This window comes from Streptomyces sp. NPDC023527 (assembly GCF_055560115.1).
The window spans coordinates 316,467-331,813 of record NZ_JBVHJJ010000002.1 but is presented as its reverse complement, the minus strand read 5'-3'; the positions used below and the strand labels follow the sequence as shown (position 1 = coordinate 331,813).

General features: G+C 73.1%; 13 protein-coding genes. 7 read left to right on the top strand and 6 right to left on the bottom strand.

Going from position 1 to position 15,347, the window contains the following annotated elements:
* The first annotated feature begins 76 nt into the window (after positions 1–76).
* Positions 77–538 carry an ATP-binding protein gene (locus ACZ303_RS04980; protein WP_467335123.1) on the top strand — a complete coding sequence of 154 codons (462 nt, stop codon included), beginning with the start codon at positions 77–79 and terminating at the stop codon, positions 536–538.
* On the opposite strand, the gene ACZ303_RS04975 is transcribed toward ACZ303_RS04980, so the two are convergent.
* From ACZ303_RS04975 to ACZ303_RS04960, 4 genes are all read right to left on the bottom strand, one after another.
* The gene (locus tag ACZ303_RS04975) at positions 532–1,389 is read right to left on the bottom strand and encodes a GNAT family N-acetyltransferase (protein WP_467335121.1); all 858 of its coding nucleotides are present in this window, start codon (positions 1,387–1,389) and stop codon (positions 532–534) included. The genes ACZ303_RS04980 and ACZ303_RS04975 overlap by 7 nt on opposite strands.
* Positions 1,390–1,527: 138 nt before the next feature.
* Complete coding sequence (locus ACZ303_RS04970) at positions 1,528–1,803, bottom strand: hypothetical protein (protein WP_467335119.1); 276 nt, start codon at positions 1,801–1,803, stop codon at positions 1,528–1,530.
* 46 nt (positions 1,804–1,849) lie between these two features.
* Entirely contained in the window at positions 1,850–3,931 is a 2,082-nt protein-coding gene (gene malQ / locus ACZ303_RS04965; RefSeq protein ID WP_467335117.1) for a 4-alpha-glucanotransferase, read from the bottom strand.
* On the bottom strand, positions 3,932–4,198 hold the full coding sequence (locus tag ACZ303_RS04960) for a hypothetical protein (protein ID WP_467335115.1): 267 nt from the start codon (positions 4,196–4,198) through the stop codon (positions 3,932–3,934).
* Between the two features lie 280 nt (positions 4,199–4,478).
* On the opposite strand from ACZ303_RS04960, the gene ACZ303_RS04955 reads away from it, so the two are divergent.
* Positions 4,479–7,511, top strand: a complete 3,033-nt coding sequence (locus ACZ303_RS04955; RefSeq protein ID WP_467335113.1) for a beta-N-acetylglucosaminidase domain-containing protein — start codon at positions 4,479–4,481, stop codon at positions 7,509–7,511.
* Positions 7,512–7,602: 91 nt separating this feature from the next.
* Here the strand turns inward: ACZ303_RS04955 and ACZ303_RS04950 are convergent, their stop codons facing one another.
* Positions 7,603–8,139 carry an HNH endonuclease gene (locus tag ACZ303_RS04950; RefSeq protein ID WP_467335112.1) on the bottom strand — a complete coding sequence of 179 codons (537 nt, stop codon included), beginning with the start codon at positions 8,137–8,139 and terminating at the stop codon, positions 7,603–7,605.
* 258 nt (positions 8,140–8,397) lie between these two features.
* Between ACZ303_RS04950 and ACZ303_RS04945 the strand changes: the two genes are divergently transcribed.
* Entirely contained in the window at positions 8,398–9,480 is a 1,083-nt protein-coding gene (locus ACZ303_RS04945) for a mechanosensitive ion channel family protein (protein WP_467335111.1), read from the top strand.
* 29 nt (positions 9,481–9,509) lie between these two features.
* Here the strand turns inward: ACZ303_RS04945 and ACZ303_RS04940 are convergent, their stop codons facing one another.
* Positions 9,510–10,025 carry an FBP domain-containing protein gene (locus ACZ303_RS04940; RefSeq protein WP_467335109.1) on the bottom strand — a complete coding sequence of 172 codons (516 nt, stop codon included), beginning with the start codon at positions 10,023–10,025 and terminating at the stop codon, positions 9,510–9,512.
* 222 nt (positions 10,026–10,247) lie between these two features.
* Here ACZ303_RS04940 and ACZ303_RS04935 point away from each other — a divergent pair, with 222 nt between their 5' ends.
* From ACZ303_RS04935 to ACZ303_RS04920, 4 genes are all read left to right on the top strand, one after another.
* On the top strand, positions 10,248–11,645 hold the full coding sequence (locus ACZ303_RS04935; RefSeq protein ID WP_467335108.1) for a condensation domain-containing protein: 1,398 nt from the start codon (positions 10,248–10,250) through the stop codon (positions 11,643–11,645).
* A gap of 133 nt (positions 11,646–11,778) precedes the next feature.
* Positions 11,779–12,975, top strand: coding sequence for an ROK family transcriptional regulator (locus ACZ303_RS04930; protein WP_467335106.1), 1,197 nt, complete (start codon positions 11,779–11,781; stop codon positions 12,973–12,975).
* 58 nt (positions 12,976–13,033) lie between these two features.
* Positions 13,034–14,380, top strand: coding sequence for an ABC transporter substrate-binding protein (locus tag ACZ303_RS04925; RefSeq protein ID WP_467335104.1), 1,347 nt, complete (start codon positions 13,034–13,036; stop codon positions 14,378–14,380).
* Positions 14,381–14,392: 12 nt separating this feature from the next.
* On the top strand, positions 14,393–15,343 hold the full coding sequence (locus ACZ303_RS04920) for a carbohydrate ABC transporter permease (RefSeq protein ID WP_467335102.1): 951 nt from the start codon (positions 14,393–14,395) through the stop codon (positions 15,341–15,343).
* The last annotated feature ends 4 nt before the right edge of the window (positions 15,344–15,347 follow it).

The window sequence follows — 15,347 nt, the reverse complement described above, 5'->3', positions numbered from 1 at the left end:
AGAACACCGCACGGCCCGAGCCACGGACGGCAGCGCAGGACGCGGCGGTCATGGACCTGCGTTGGGAGACAACAACATGCGCACCGCGACGCTCAACAGTCCCCTCACCACCACCCCCTCCTCCGAACCCGCCCTCACCTACCGGCTCGCCGCACCCGCGACCCCCACAACCCCCCGCGTCGCCCGGGACTTCGTCACCTCCGCGCTCGTCGCCAGCGAGCACCGGCCCCTGATCGAGGACGCCCGCCTCTGCGTGTCCGACATCGTGACGAACGTCGTCCTGCACGCGCGCGTGGCCACCCTCACCGTGACGGTCACCGTGCACGAGGACGGCCGCGTCGTGGTCGCCGTACGCGACGACAACCCCCGCCGACTGCCCTGGCGGCGCCAACCCCGCGCCGATGAGGAACGCGGTCGGGGGCTGCTGCTCGTACACCGGCTGGCGCACGGGACCGGGGTGACGTGGGTGTGGGACGGGCTCCGGCTGACCGGTAAGGAGGTGTGGTTCGAGCTGCGGAACAGTCCCGGGGGTCAGTAGAGGATCGACGGGAGGTACGCGCCGGTGGGCTCGTTGTAGAGGCCGATGGTCATCAGGCTCATGAGTTCGGTGACCTTCAGGCCATGGCGCAGGCACCACTGAAGAAGCGCGCTGTCGCTGGCGGGGACGAGGATGCCGGGGCCGCCGAAGGCCGGGGCCGCGGCGATCAGGGCCCGGACGTCCTCCGTGGTCTCGCCGACCGCGTGGGCGAAGAACGCCAGGTCCGTCGCGTAGCCGGTGACGCGGCCGTCGTGCTCGGTGACGCGGGCCGTGCCCGCCTCGATCGCGTCGGCGAGCTCTCCGCCCCGGTCGACGCCGTGGACCTTCCGGCAGACGGCGTCGCAGGCCGCACGGTCCGCGGCCGTCGCGGGCCGGACCTCGTAGCCGGGGACGGGGGTGCCGATCGGCGGGCCCTGGACGCAGGCGAGGGTCTCGCGGAACTCGAAGCCGAGATCGGCGTAGAGCGCGAACGAACGGGCGTGGTAGGCGCTCTGCAGCAGCCGGATGCCGGGCGCGCGCCGCTCGGCCGCGCGCCGCATGACGTCCTCCATCAGGCGCCGGCCGATGCCGCCGTTCTGGACGGCGGGGTCGACCGTGATCGGCCCGACGCCTGCGACGGGCGACCGTTCGTCGAGGAGGTTGCTGCCGACGATCCGGCCGTCGAGCTCGGCGACGACGCTGTAGAAGCCGGGGTGGTTCAGCGTCCTGCCGAACAGCTCCGTGGCCGCGTCCGGCGAGGGGACGGTCGTCGGAAAGCCGTGGTCGCGGGCGATGCCGGCGAAGGCGTCGAAGCAGATCCTGCCGCATTCCGCGGCGTCCTCCGGCCGTCCGGGGCGCAGTACGGGCTCCACGATCGCGTCTCCTTACCGCCGAAGGTCACTCCTCCCATCAAACGCGCCCGCGCTCCCGGCGGCAAACGCCCGCAGCGGAACACGGCCGCCCGGCGACCCTGAGGGTCGCCGGGCGGAAAGTTCGAGGAGCGAGCGGTGTCAGCGCGTGCGCGGGTGGTGGGTGTTGTGCGAGTGCGTGGCGGGGTTGTCCGAGTGCCTGGCGGCGACCATGCAGAGGCCGGCGATGACCAGGAACAGGACGATCGGCGCGGCGACATAGAGGCCGAGCGTATTGACCGTGCTCAGGCCCGGACCCGGGTCGTCGCCGTCGTCGCGGGTGAGCGCGAACGCGGGGGACGACATCAGCAGCATCAGCATCGTGCCGGTGGCGATGGCACCGGCACGCACGGCGTTCTTGTTGACCTTATTGCTCACGGGCTCAACGTATCGGACAGCCGAGCGCCCCGCGCGTCCGGGGTGGCTATCGGCGGTCCCGGAACTCCTCCATCAGGGCGTGCAGCCGGGGTGACCTCGTCAGTTCCTCCAGGGAGACCGGCCTGCCGGTGGCGTCGGCGATGGGCAGCCGCCAGTTCGGGTACTGGTTCCACGTGCCCGGCAGGTTCTGCGGGCGGCGGTCGCCGACCGCGTCCGGAAGCCAGACGCCGATCATGCGGGCGGGGGTGCGCAGGAGATAGCGATGGACGGCGCGTACGGCCGCCTCCTCGTCGTACGGGCCCTCCGGCAGCAGGCCGAGGCGGCCGAAGAGGGCCAGCCACTCGGCGATGTCGCGGGCGTCCTCGCGCTGTTCCTCGGCGAGGGGGCGGGCGAGCAGGCCCAGGCGGTGCCGCAGCTCGACGTGGTCGCCGGTGAGCCGGGCGGCCGTGCTCGGCAGGTCGTGGGTGGTGGCGGTGGCCAGGCACTCGGTGCGCCAGTGGGCCGGCTCCAGGGGCTCGGCGGGCTCGTGGGCGTAGTCCCGCTCGAACCACAGGACCGAGGTGCCCAGCACACCGCGGTCGGCGAGCGCGTCGCGCACGCCCGGTTCGACCGTGCCCAGGTCCTCGCCGATGACGGCCGCGCCGGCCCGGTGGGCCTCCAGCGCCAGGACGCCGAGCATCGCCTCGGGGTCGTAGCGGACGTACGTGCCCCGGGTGGGATCCATGCCCTGGGGCACCCACCACAGCCGGAAGAGGCCCATCACGTGGTCGATGCGCAGGGCGCCCGCGTGGCGCAGGAGGGCGCGCAGCAGGTCCCGGTACGGGCCGTAGCCGGTGGCCGCCAGGGCGTCGGGGCGCCAGGGGGGCAGGCCCCAGTCCTGGCCGCGGGAGTTGAAGGCGTCGGGGGGCGCGCCGACGGACATGCCGGCGGCGAAGGCGTCCTGCTGCGCCCAGGCGTCCGCGCCGGAGGGGTGGACGCCGACGGCCAGGTCGTGGACGAGGCCGACGCGCATCCCCGCCTCGCGCGCCGCCCGCTGCGCGGCGGCCATTTGCTGATCGGTGAGCCAGGCGAGCCAGCAGTGGAAGTCGACGCGGTCCAGGAGCCCGCCCCGGGCGCGGGAGGTGCGGGCCGAGCGGGGGTCCTTCAGGCCGCCGGGCCAGGACCGCCAGTCGGGGCCGTGCTCCTCCGCGAGCGCGCACCAGGTGGAGTGGTCGTCGAGGGGCTGGCCCTGCTCGGCGAGGAAGGCGTCGTAGGCGGCCCGGCGGCCGGGGGCGAGCGGCACGGTCCGCAGGAGGTCCAGGGCGCGGCGCTTGAGGGCCCAGACGGCGTCCCGGTCGATGAGTTCGCCCTTGCTCAGGACGGCGTCGCGCAGGGTGGCGGCCCGGGCCAGGAGCGCCTCGGCGTGGCCCCGGTCGGCGCCGGTGAGGTAGGCGAACTCCGGGATCTCCTCCACGCGCAGGTGGACGGGGTCGGGGAAGCGCCGGGAGGACGGCCGGTAGGGCGAGGGGTCGGTGGGGTGGCCGGCGGTGCCCGGGACGGCCGCGTGCAAGGGGTTCACCTGGAGGAAGTCCGCGCCGAACGCGCGGCCCGACCAGGCGGCGAGCTCGGCGAGGTCACCGAGGTCGCCCATGCCCCAGGAGCGGGCGGACAGCAGGGAGTACAGCTGGACGAGGAAGCCGTGGGCGCGGTCGGGGGGCGACGGCAGCCGGTCGGGGGCGACGATCAGGGGCGCGGCGGCCGTCCGGCCGTCGGGGGCGTGGGCGCGCAGCAGGTGGCGGCCGAGCGGAAGGGCGCTCTCCGTGTCGGGCGTCCACGGCAGGCTGGGGCCGTCCTCCGTCTCGACGCGCAGCGTCGTGCCCTCGGGGAGCGCGCACAGCCCACGCGCGGGCGCGCGCACCGTGCCGTCCGCCGTCGACCGCAGGACCACGGTCGCGGGCAGGAGCCGGCGGCGTTCGGCCTGGTCGTGGACTTCCAGGGCGTCCCGTACGGAGCGGGGGGTGGACGCGTCGACGCCGAGGGCGGCGAGGACCGCGACGACGGTGTCCTCGGGCACCTGGACGCCGTGGCCGGGAGCGGGCTCGTAGGAGGTGGCGACGCCGTGCAGTGCGGCCAGCCGCGCTCGGCCCATTCAGACCTCCGCGCTCTCCGTGCCGGATGCGGTGGCGACGGCCGGTTCGCTGGTGAGCGGCGGTTCGGTGGCGAGCGGGGGCTCGCTGGTCAGCGGCGTGGCGTCGGCGAGGGGCGGCTCGCTGGTCAGCGGCGGCTCGGCGGGGCCGGGGAGCTCGGGGAAGTCCGAGGGGTCCGCGAGGTCGGACAGGGGCGGCACACCGGACGGATCCGGGAGCCCGGCGATGCCCGTCAGGCCGGAAAGGAGCAGTTGAGCGGACGCGGCCACGGGGGCCTCCTGTGATGACGGCAATGGGTCACGTCTGCCCTACCCACTCGCGGCGGACCCAGACGTGCGGATTTCGAGAAGCGGATTTCGCGGGAGAAGTCCAGGTGACGCCCCTTCCTCACCCCTTTCCGCACCCTTCGAACCCGCGTCCACGCATCGACGCGCCGGGCAATACACGCACTTCGGTCACGTGCGTTGACACCTTCACCGCCTGGTGATGGGCTCGACCCCCGATCGGCTCAATCAGCGGCGCGCGACACCTAGGGGCGAGGAGACGGCCGTGCAGTTCCGGGGCAGCGAATCCCCCTTCGTCCACCCCCGCCGCGCCGGTGCCACCGTCCTCGCCGCCGCGCTCCTCGGCGGGCTGCTCGGCGGGACGACCGACGCCCTCGCCGACCCCCGGCCGGCCGGCACGTCGACGGCCGCCCCCGACCGCGAGGGCGACGCCGCCCTCCCCCCGGTGTGGCCGCGCCCGCACAGCTCGCGCGCCCAGGGCTCGTACGCCCGGATCGGTGACGAGGCCACCCTGATGGCCGAGCCGGGCACCGACCCGTACGCGATCGAGGCGCTCCGCGAGCTGCTGCGCGGCCTCGGCGCGAAGACGGTCGTCGACGCGGAGCCCGGCGGCACGCCGCCCCCCAGCGGGCTGATCGTGTACGCGGGCGGGCGGCCCGCCGAGAGCGCCCTGCGGACGCTCGGCGCGACCGCCGTCGGCGATCTGCCCCGGGGCGGCTACCGCCTGGCGACCGGGCAGATCGAGGGACGGCCGACGGTGGCCCTCGCCGGTGTCGGCGAGGACGGGCTCTTCCACGCGGCCCAGACGCTGCGGCAGCTCGCGGTGGACACGGGAAAGGCCGACGGCCGCGCGTTCGCCGGTGCCGTGATCCGCGACTGGCCGGGCACGGCGGTGCGCGGGCTGACCGAGGGCTTCTACGGGCGGCCCTGGTCGCGGGAACAGCGCCTGGCGCAGATCGACTTCCTGGGCCGCACGAAGCAGAACCGCTATCTGTACGCCCCCGGCGACGACCCCTACCGCCAGGCCCGCTGGCGCGCCCCCTACCCCGCCGCGCAGCGCGCCGACTTCCGCGCCCTGGCCGAGCGCGCCCGCCGCAACCACGTGACGCTGGGCTGGGCGGTCTCGCCGGGGCAGTCCATGTGCTTCTCGTCCGCCGCCGACCTGCGCGACCTGAAGAAGAAGGTCGACGGGATGTGGGCGCTGGGCGTACGGGCCTTCCAGCTCCAGTTCCAGGACGTGAGCTACAGCGAGTGGCACTGCGACGCGGACGCGGAGGAGTTCGGGCGGGGGCCCGAGGCGGCGGCGAAGGCGCAGGCGAAGGTCGCGGGGGCGCTGGCCGCGCACCTGGCCGCCAAGGGCGCCGAGGCCGCTCCGCTGTCACTGCTGCCGACGGAGTACTACCAGGACGGCCGGACGGCCTTCCGGCGGGCGCTGGCCGACGCGCTGGACCCGCGCGTGGAGGTGGCGTGGACGGGCGTCGGGGTGGTGCCGAAGACCATCACCGGCGGTGAACTGGCCGACGCCCGCGCCACGTTCGCGCACCCGCTGGTGACCATGGACAACTACCCCGTCAACGACTTCGCGCAGGACCGGATCTTCCTCGGCCCGTACACCGGCCGGGAGCCGGCCGTCGCGACGGGCTCCGCCGCGCTGCTCGCCAACGCCTCCGCACAGCCCACGGCTTCGCGCATCCCGCTGTTCACCGCCGCCGACTACGCCTGGAACCCGCGCGGCTACCGCCCGCAGGAGTCCTGGCAGGCGGCCGTCGACGACCTCGCGGGGCCGGCCGCGCCGGCCCGTGAGGCGCTGCGCGCGCTGGCCGGCAACGACGCGTCGTCGGTGCTGGGCGGCGAGGAGTCGGCGTATCTGCGGCCGCTGCTGGACGCCTTCTGGGAGGCGCTCTCGGGTGCGGACCGGGCCCGGCTCGACGAGGCGGCGGACCGGCTGCGGGCCGCGTTCCGCACCATGCGCGAGGCCCCCGGGCGGCTGGCGGGCGCCCTGGACGGCTTCGAGGGCGAGGTCGGGCCGTGGCTGGAGCAGCTGGCGCGGCACGGCGAGGCGGGCGGCCGGGCCGTGGACATGCTCACCGCGCAGGCGCGCGGCGACGGCGGTGGGGCGTGGCGGGCCCAGCTCGATGTGCAGGGGCTGCGCGAGCGGATCACCGGCAGCCGGGTGACGGTCGGCAAGGGCGTGCTGACCCCGTTCCTGGACCAGGCGCTGGCCCGCGCGAACGGCTGGACGGGCGTCGACCGGCCGGTGCGCTCCGCCGACCGGGCCACCGACGGCGACCCGGCCACGGCCGTGGCCCCCGCGCCGGGCGGCCCGCTGACCGTACGGCTGACCGGGGCGCGCCCGCTGACGGCGGTCACGGTGCTCACCGCGCCCGCCGCCGGGACGCGCGGCACGGTGGAGGCGCACGACCCGGACAAGGGCTGGCAGCCGCTGGGTCCCCTGGCGGAGAGCGGCTGGACCCAGACGGCGGGCAAGGGACTGCGGGCCGACGCGCTGCGGCTGGTGTGGAGCGGTGGCGGCGAGCCGCCCGCCGTGCACGAGCTCACGCCGTGGTTCGCCGACACCCCGACGGCCGACTTCGAGCTGACGCACGGCACGGCGGACGCGGAGATCGGCGGGAAGCCCGCCGCCGTGCGGGCCCGGATGATCAACCGGCGGCCGGAGACCGTGCGCGAGAAGCTCACCGTCCGGGCGCCCGAAGGCGTCACGGTCAAGGCCCCGGCCGAGCTCACGGTGGCACGGGGCGGCGTCGCCACGGCCCCGATCGAGCTGTCGGTGCCCGCCGGCGCCGCCGCCCGGACGTTCACCGTCGCCGTCCGGCTGGGCGCACAGGAGCGGACGCTGACCGTACGGGCGTACCCGCCGACCGGCGGCCCGGACCTGGCGCGCGGCGGGCGGGCGACCTCCTCGGGCGACGAGGGGGCCCGTTTCCCGGCCTCGGCGGCCGTCGACGGCGACCCCCGGACGCGCTGGTCCTCACAGCCGGCCGACGACGCCTGGTGGCAGCTGGAGCTGGCCCGCCCGGCCCGGGTCGGGGCGCTGGTGCTGCGCTGGCAGGACGCGCACCCCGCCCGCTACCGCGTCCAGGTCTCGCCGGACGGCCGGACCTGGCGGGACGCGGCGGTCGTCGCCAAGGGCGGGGGCGGCGTGGAGACCGTACGGATGGACGCCCCGGACGCCCGGTTCGTCCGGGTGCAGGGCGAGAAGCGGGCCACGCGGTTCGGTTACTCGCTGTGGTCGGCCGAGGTCTACGCGGTGCGGGAAGCGGGCACCGCGAAGCCGTGAGACGGCGGCACCGGGGCCTGAGCCGACGAGACCGGGCCATCGCCGCTCGCGCGCGGGACCGCGCGCACCGGACGACGATGGCCCGGTCGACTCAGGCGGAAATGCCGTCGATCCGGGCCATCGCGTCCTCCGCGCCGAATGCCTCCAGATAAGGCAGCCAGCGCGGATCCCTATGGCCCGTGCCGATGATGCGCCACGCCAGGCCGGACGGCGGCGCCGGCTGGTGCCGCAGCCTCCACCCCAGCTCGGCGACGTGCCGGTCGGCCTTGACGTGATTGCAGCGCCGGCACGCCGCCACCACGTTCTCCCAGGCGTGCTGGCCGCCGCGACTGCGCGGAACGACGTGATCGACGCTGGTTGCGACGCCACCGCAGTACGCGCAACGCCCGCCGTCGCGGGCGAAGAGAGCGCGGCGGGTGAGTGGAACGGGCCCCCGAAAGGGGACCCGCACGAAACGCTTCAGACGGACGACGCTCGGTGCAGGGATGGTGCAGGTCGCGCTGTGCATGAAGGCGCCGGAGTCCTCCAGGCTGATCGCCTTGTCATTGAGGACGAGTATGAGCGCGCGTCGGAGCGGTACGACGCCGAGCGGCTCGTACGACGCATTGAGGACCAGGACATGCGGCACGGGTGCCTCCTTGTACGCCGGCGGCGCGTGGCTCGCGCCGGGACGATCTCCTGCAAGTGTCTCCCGGCCCCTGGTCGGAGCGCCACCATCACCAGGTAACGGGCCACGGGTGTTTTGGAACACACCGTGTTCATCCCCCGCTCAGCCCCTGTCCCATCTCGAACAGAGCAACGGAGGATCTTCGCTGCCCCGTTAGTGTGGTGAGCCTGCCCGCGCCGCTCCTCGACGCGGGTGTGTCTTACACGGAGGGTTCCTGCTGTGTTCTGGTCCGCTGCTCTGGCCGCAGACGAGACTCCTCGTCCCGTCTCGATCGACGAAGCACAACGGACGGCGAACGACGCCGCGGGCTGGGTGGAGGAGAACTGGTCCATCTGGCTCAGCAACGGCCTGCGGATGATCCTGATCGTGGTGATCGCGGTCGTCATGCGATCCCTGATCCGCCGGGCGATCACCCGGCTCATAGCCCGGATGAACCGCACCGCCCAGGCCGTCGACGGCACGGCGCTCGGCGGCCTGCTGGTCAACGCCGAGCGGCGCCGTCAGCGCTCCGAGGCCATCGGCTCGGTGCTGCGCAGCGTCGCCTCGTTCCTGATCATGGGTACGGCGGCGTTGACCGTGCTGTCCGTACTGAAGATCAACCTGGCGCCGCTGCTGGCCAGCGCCGGTGTGGCGGGCGTGGCCATCGGTTTCGGCGCGCGCAATCTGGTCACGGACTTCCTGTCCGGCGTCTTCATGATCCTGGAGGACCAGTACGGCGTCGGTGACGAGGTCGACGCCGGGGTCGCCACCGGCACGGTCATCGAGGTCGGCCTGCGCGTGACCAAGCTCCGCGGTGCCAACGGCGCCATCTGGTACGTGCGCAACGGCGAGGTCAAGCGCATCGGCAACCTCAGCCAGGGCTGGGCCACGGCGGGTGTGGACATCCAGGTCCGCGCGGAGGAGGACCTGGACCGGGTGCGCGAGGTGATCACCCGGGCGGGCGAGGACATGCAGAAGGCCGAGCCGTGGAACGAGCGGCTGTGGGAGCCGGTCGAGGTGCTGGGCCTGGACGCGGTCTACCTCGACTCGGTCGTCATCCGGGTGTCGGCCAAGACCATGCCGGGCCAGGCGCTCGGGGTGGAGCGCGAGATGCGCTGGCGGATCAAGCGGGCGCTGGACGCGGAGGGCATCCGCCTCGTGGGCCGCCCGCTGGACGCGGACCTGGTGACGGAGGCCGCGCCCGACCCGGCGGCGGCCGTCGCCGCCCCGTCCGTGCTGGCGAACCCCACGTCCCCGCAGTCCCAGGCGACGACGCCCATACCGCCGGCGCAGCTCACGGCGGGCACCCCGCTGGGCAAGTGACGCGGCGGGCGGCCGCCCGGCGGAGGGCGTCAGCGCGTGGCGCTCTCCGTCTGGAACACCCGGTCGAGGAATTCCTCCAGGTTGCCCGTCATCCGGGCGAGCCGCTCCTCCAGCGACAGCGACTCCTTGTACTTCATCGCGAGCACCGGAGTCTTCTTCCCCCGCACATACAGCGGGCAGGCGAGGTCCGCGCACATATAGGCACCCACGGTGTTGCCGTCGCGGCCCGAGGGGCCGACCTTGCGCGCGGCGAGCAGGGAGACGCCCGAGCCGCCGTGGGCGGTCAGGCAGAGCGAGCACATGGTGGTCTTGGTCAGGCTCCGGTGGCCGCCATGCGGGACGCGCAGGGTGACGCCGACCAGCTCGCCGGCGCGCTCCGCCACGATGTAGCCGCGGTCCGGGGCGCCCGGGTCCCGCCAGCCCAGGAAGTCGAGGTCCGCCCAGGGGAGTTCGGCCAGTCCCCGGGGCAGGGAGATTCTGCTCGCCTCGCCTTTCGAGCAGTTCACGAAAGACGCGCGTATTTCTTTGTCGCCGAGTTGCTCCATGGGTCAAAAAGTTAACACCGGGACAGGTGGGGCGTCGCACGATTTTTCGGGGCGCTGACCGCCCGCCCGTTGCTGTGCCGTCGGTTGACTCGTTGAGCTGGACGGATGAGGCCGGCTGGACCGCCGGCCACCACCGACGGGCGCGTCGGGCACGCGTCGGCCATGGCCGCTCCGGCTGCGCGAGCGACGTGGTGACCACAGCGACGGAAAGGTCGGCCACCGGTGCTTCAGCTCCCCATCTCGGAACTGGACGTCACACCCGGACATGTCGTCGAGTGGCGGATGCGCCCCGCGGAGACGCGGGACGCCACCGATTCCGCGCGGCCCCGCGACATCGCGTCGTACAACCAGGAAAAACATTTCACGACGGCGCGGGAAACACGCGGCACGAAAGACCCGCTCCATTCCTATGCCGTGGTCACCTTCGAAATCCCGGGCCGGCTCGACCGGCAGGCGCTCGGCTCCGCGCTGCTGCATTTCGTGCGGCGCCATGAGGTGCTGCGCTGTGCGTTCCGGCAGCTGGCCGGGGACGTGACCTGTGACGCGCTGGCACCGGACGCCGTCACGCTCGACGTCGTCGACTCGGGGCCCGCCGACTCGCCCGCCGCGCTCCGCTCCCGCCTGGACGGGCTCTTCCAGCGGATCGACACGCTCGCCGGGCCGCTGTTCGTCATGTGCGCGGTGATCAGGGACGGGTCCACCACGGTGTATCTCGCCTTCGACCACATGGTGTACGACGGCTTCTCGGCGCCGATCGCCGTGAACGACATCGCCACCGCCTACGCGGCGCTCGCCGGCGGTCGCCAGCCGGTCCTCCGCGAGGTGGGCAGCTATCTCGACTTCAGCCGGGAGCAGCATCGCCGCAGCGGGTCGATCGACGGCGACGACAGCCGGCTGGACTACTGGAAGGCGTTCATGGCGCGCAACGGCGGGTTCTTCCCGGCGTTCCCCCTGGACCTCGGCATCGAGCCGGGCCGCTTGTACCCCGCGGTCAACGAGACGCTCACCCTGCTGGCCGGCGACGAGGCCGACGCGATGGAGGCGCGCTGCCGGAAGGTCGGCGGGAGTCTGCACGCGGGCGTCCTGGCGGCCGTCGGCGTTTCCCTCAGGAAGGAGGGCGGGCCGGCGGTCTTCCGGGGAATCATGCCGGTCAGCGAGCGCGGCAGGGGGCGTTATCTGAACGCCATGGGGTGGTTCGTCAATACGATGCCCATGGAGTTCTCGGTGGCGGAGGACGAGGACTTCGAGAAGGTCGTGGCGAACATCGGTACCGCGTCCGCCACGATGCTCAGGAATGTCGGGGTGCCCTTCGTGACGGCGTTGCACCTCCTGGCGCCGGAGTATTCCTCGGTGACCTCCTGGCCCTGCGCCGTCAATCTGTCCTCGTACATCGACTTCAGGAAGTCGCCGGGGTCGGAGCGGCACGCCGCGTGGAAGGCCAGGGGCCACACCTGGGTGTCGCACAGCAACGGCATCTGCTTCCTGTTCAACCAGAACGACGCCGGTCTGCGCGTGAACTCCATCTACGCGGACACCCCGACGGCCCGGCACACCGTGGCCGCGTTCGGGCGGACGCTGGCGCGGACGATGCGGAACATGGCGCGCTCGGGGACGTTCTGATCGGTGGCCCTGCCGCGTGGGTAACGCTTTGGTGGAGCCCATGGCAGGCCCATTGACGCCACGTTGACCTGTGCTTACGGTCCTGATCATCAATAGGAAACTTTCCTAACAGTTTTCGGGATGGAGGCCGGCCATGGCCGGGACCCCGGGCACCCCCCGCCTGCTGCGGGCCATGAACGACCGCGCCGCGCTCGACCTGCTCGTCGCGCACGGCCCCCTCACCCGCACCCGCCTCGGCGAGCTGACCGGGCTGTCCAAGCCCACCGCCTCCCAGCTCCTGGCCCGGCTGGAGGGCGCCGGCCTGGTCCGTACGACGGGCAGCGTCACCGGGCGGCCCGGTCCGAGCGCCCGGCTGTACGAGGTGAATCCGGGCACCGCCCATGTGGCCGCGCTCTCCGTGGACCCCGAGGGGATCACCGCGGCCGTCGCGGACATCACCGGCCGGATCGTCGGCGAGCACCACGTCGCGGCGGACGCCCGGGACGCGGCCGTGCGGGAGCGGACCGCCGAGCTGGTCGCCGGCGCCGTCGGCGGCGCGCTCACCGCCGCCGGACTCGGCCGCGACGCCCTGCACCGCGTCGTCATCGGCACACCCGGCGCCCTCGACCCGCGCACCGGGACGCTGCGGTACGCGCCGCACCTGCCGGGCTGGCACTCCCCCACCCTCCGCGCCGAGCTCGCCGAGGCGACCGGCGCTCCCGTCGTCATCGAGAACGACGTCAACCTCGCGGCGGTCGCCGAGCAACGCGACGGCACCGCGCAGGACTTCGACGACTTCGTTCTGCTCTGGGCCGACGAGGGCGTCGGCGCCGCCGTCGTGCTCGGCGGCAGACTGCTGCGCGGCGCCACCGGCGGCGCCGGCGAGATCGGCTACATGCCGCTGCCCGGCGCGCCGCTCGCGCGCGGCGGACCGGACGCCACCGTCCGGCCGGACGGCGGCGGGGGCTTCCAGATGCTCGTCGGCTCACCCGCCGTGACCGACCTCGCGCGCGCCCACGGCATCGACGCCGCCTCCGCCACCGAGGCGCTGGCCCTCGCGGCCGCCACGCCCGGCGCGGGCGACCTGGTCCTCGCCGAGCTGGGCCGGCGGATCGCCACCGGGCTCGCGGCCGTCGTCGCCGTCGTCGACCCGGAGCTGGTCGTCCTCTCCGGTGAGGTCTGCCGGGCCGGCGGCGAGCGGCTGCGGGACGCGGTCGAGGCGGAGTTGACCGGCCTGGCCCTGCCCCGGCCGGCGTTGCGGCTCAGCGCCGTCGAGGGTTCCCCGATCCTCATCGGCGCGCTCCAGACCGCGCTCGTCGACGTCCGCGACACCGTGTTCGACACCGCCTAGCAGCCGCCCGAGCCCTCGCACCTTCCCCGCCCGCCTCCGCCGCGAAGGAAGTCCCGCCATGCCGCGCACGCGAAGCCGCCGCGCACCGGCCGTGCTCATGCCCCTGCTCACCTGCGCCTTATTGCTCGCTGCCGGCTGTGCCAACCCCGCCGCCGGCAGCGCCGACGACGATCCGGCCGCGCCCGTCACCCTGAAGTTCTGGCACGGCTGGTCGGAGAAGAAGGAGGTCGCGGCGGTCGACGCCTCGATCGCCCGGTTCCACAAGCTGCACCCCAACATCCGGGTGAAGTCCACCGGGAACGTCACCGACGCGACCGTGAACCAGGCCCTGCGGGCCGGCGGGAACGACGCGCCCGATGTGGTGGCGTCCTTCACCACCAACAACGTCGGGCAGTACTGCTCCTCGGGCATGTGGGTCGACCTCGACCCCTTCCTGAAGAAGTCCGCCATGGACAAGGAGCGGATATTCCCCGCAACACTTCTGGAGTACTCCAGTTACGAGGGAAAGCAGTGCGCGCTGCCCCTCCTCGCGGACGCCTATGGGCTGTACTACAACAAGGACGCCTTCGAGAAGGCCGGCATCACCCGGCCGCCGCGCACCATGTCCGAGTTCCAGCGGGACGCGGTCAGGCTCACCGAGCGGGCGGGCGGCTCGTACAAACGGCTGGGATTCATGCCCGACTTCCGCTTCTACCAGAACAGCCCGGACCGGCTCTTCGCCCAGTGGGGACCACGGTATTTCGACGCGGAGGGCAGGTCGCGGCTCGCCGAGGGCGGCGCCGCGAAGGACTTCCTCACCGTGCAGCGGAAGCTGATCTCCGCGCTGGGCGGTTACGGACCACTGGAGGCATTCCGCACCACCTTCGGTGACGAGATGTCCTCGCAGAACGCCTTCCTCACCGGAAAGGTCGCCATGCACCTGGACGGCGAGTGGCGCGGGCTGATGCTCGACGAAGCCAAGGCGCCGTTCCGGTGGGGCACGGCACCCATGCCGGTGCCGGACGACCGGGCCGATACGTACGGGCGCGGATATCTCACCGGGACCGTCGCGGGCATCGCCCACAGCAGCAAGCACCAGAACGCGGCGTGGGAGCTGCTCAAATTCCTGACCGCCGACACCGATCAGGTGGTCGCCTTCGCGAACGCCATCCACAACGTGCCCTCGACCAAGGCCGCGCTCGCCTCGCCGAAGCTGGACGCCGACCCCGCCTTCCGCACCTTCCTCGACATCGCCCGGAACCCGCGCAGCGTCGGCATGCCGCCGTCCGTCAACGGCGGGCAGTACATCGTCTCGCTCCAGGACTTCGGTTATGCCGTCGAAGCGGGAAAGGTGCACGACCTGGACAAGGGGCTGCGCCGCCTCGACCGGCAGATAGACGACGACAATCTCCAGTCCCGCGACTGACGGAGGCCCGCCATGGCGATCCCCCTCGCCCCCGCACTACGCCGCAAACGCGCCCGGGAGCGGCTGCGCACGCTCGGTTTCCTCTCCCCCTGGCTGGTCGGCTTCACCGTCTTCTTCGGCTATCCGCTCCTCGCCACCGCCTACTTCTCCTTCATGCACTACAACCAGATCCAGGCACCGACCTTCGTCGGCCTGCGGAATTGGTCGTATGTGCTCGGACGGATGCCGCTCTTCGGGCCCGCCCTGTGGAACACCCTGTGGCTGGTGGTGGTGATGGTCACCCTGCGGGTCGTCTTCGGGCTCGGCATCGGCCTGCTCGTCACCCGGATCAAGACGGGCGCGGGCTTCTTCCGCACCGCCTTCTACCTGCCCTACCTGGCCCCTCCGGTGGCCGCGACCGTGGCGTTCGTCTTCCTGCTCAATCCCGGTACGGGCCCGGTCGACGAGGCCCTGTCGGCGGTCGGGATCTCCGCGCCGAACTGGTTCAACGACCCGGCCTGGGCCAAGCCGTCGCTGGTGCTGCTCTCCCTGTGGGGCATCGGCGACCTGATGGTCGTCTTCATGGCCGCGTTGCTGGACGTGCCCAAGGAGCAGTACGAGGCAGCGGAGCTGGACGGCGCGGGCGCCCTCGCGAAATTCCGCTATGTCACCTGGCCGTCGATCACCCCGATCGTGATGTTCGCGGTCGTGACCGGTGTCGTGCAGACCATGCAGTACTACACACAGGCCCTGGTCGCCGGAAAACTCGCCTCGGGCGTCAACATCGGCCCCGGGTCGGTCATCCAGCCCGGATATCCCGACCACGCCACGCTCACCGTGCCGCAGCTCGTCTATTCGCTGGGCTTCCAGAGCTTCAACACCGGCGCCGCGTGCGTCCTCTCGCTCGTGCTCTTCGTCATCGCCATGGCCGTGACCTCGCTGCTGATGCGCAAGCGGTCCGGCCTGCTGAGAGAGGAGGACTGACAGG

Excerpts from the sequence above, each read along its gene's own strand:
- malQ (WP_467335117.1), bottom strand. The coding sequence starts at position 3,931 with ATGGGCCGAGCGCGGCTGGCCGCACTGCACGGCGTCGCCACCTCCTAC.
- ACZ303_RS04925 (WP_467335104.1), top strand. The coding sequence starts at position 13,034 with ATGCCGCGCACGCGAAGCCGCCGCGCACCGGCCGTGCTCATGCCCCTG.
- ACZ303_RS04930 (WP_467335106.1), top strand. The coding sequence starts at position 11,779 with ATGGCCGGGACCCCGGGCACCCCCCGCCTGCTGCGGGCCATGAACGAC.
- ACZ303_RS04940 (WP_467335109.1), bottom strand. The coding sequence starts at position 10,025 with ATGGAGCAACTCGGCGACAAAGAAATACGCGCGTCTTTCGTGAACTGC.
- ACZ303_RS04980 (WP_467335123.1), top strand. The coding sequence starts at position 77 with ATGCGCACCGCGACGCTCAACAGTCCCCTCACCACCACCCCCTCCTCC.
- ACZ303_RS04920 (WP_467335102.1), top strand. The coding sequence starts at position 14,393 with ATGGCGATCCCCCTCGCCCCCGCACTACGCCGCAAACGCGCCCGGGAG.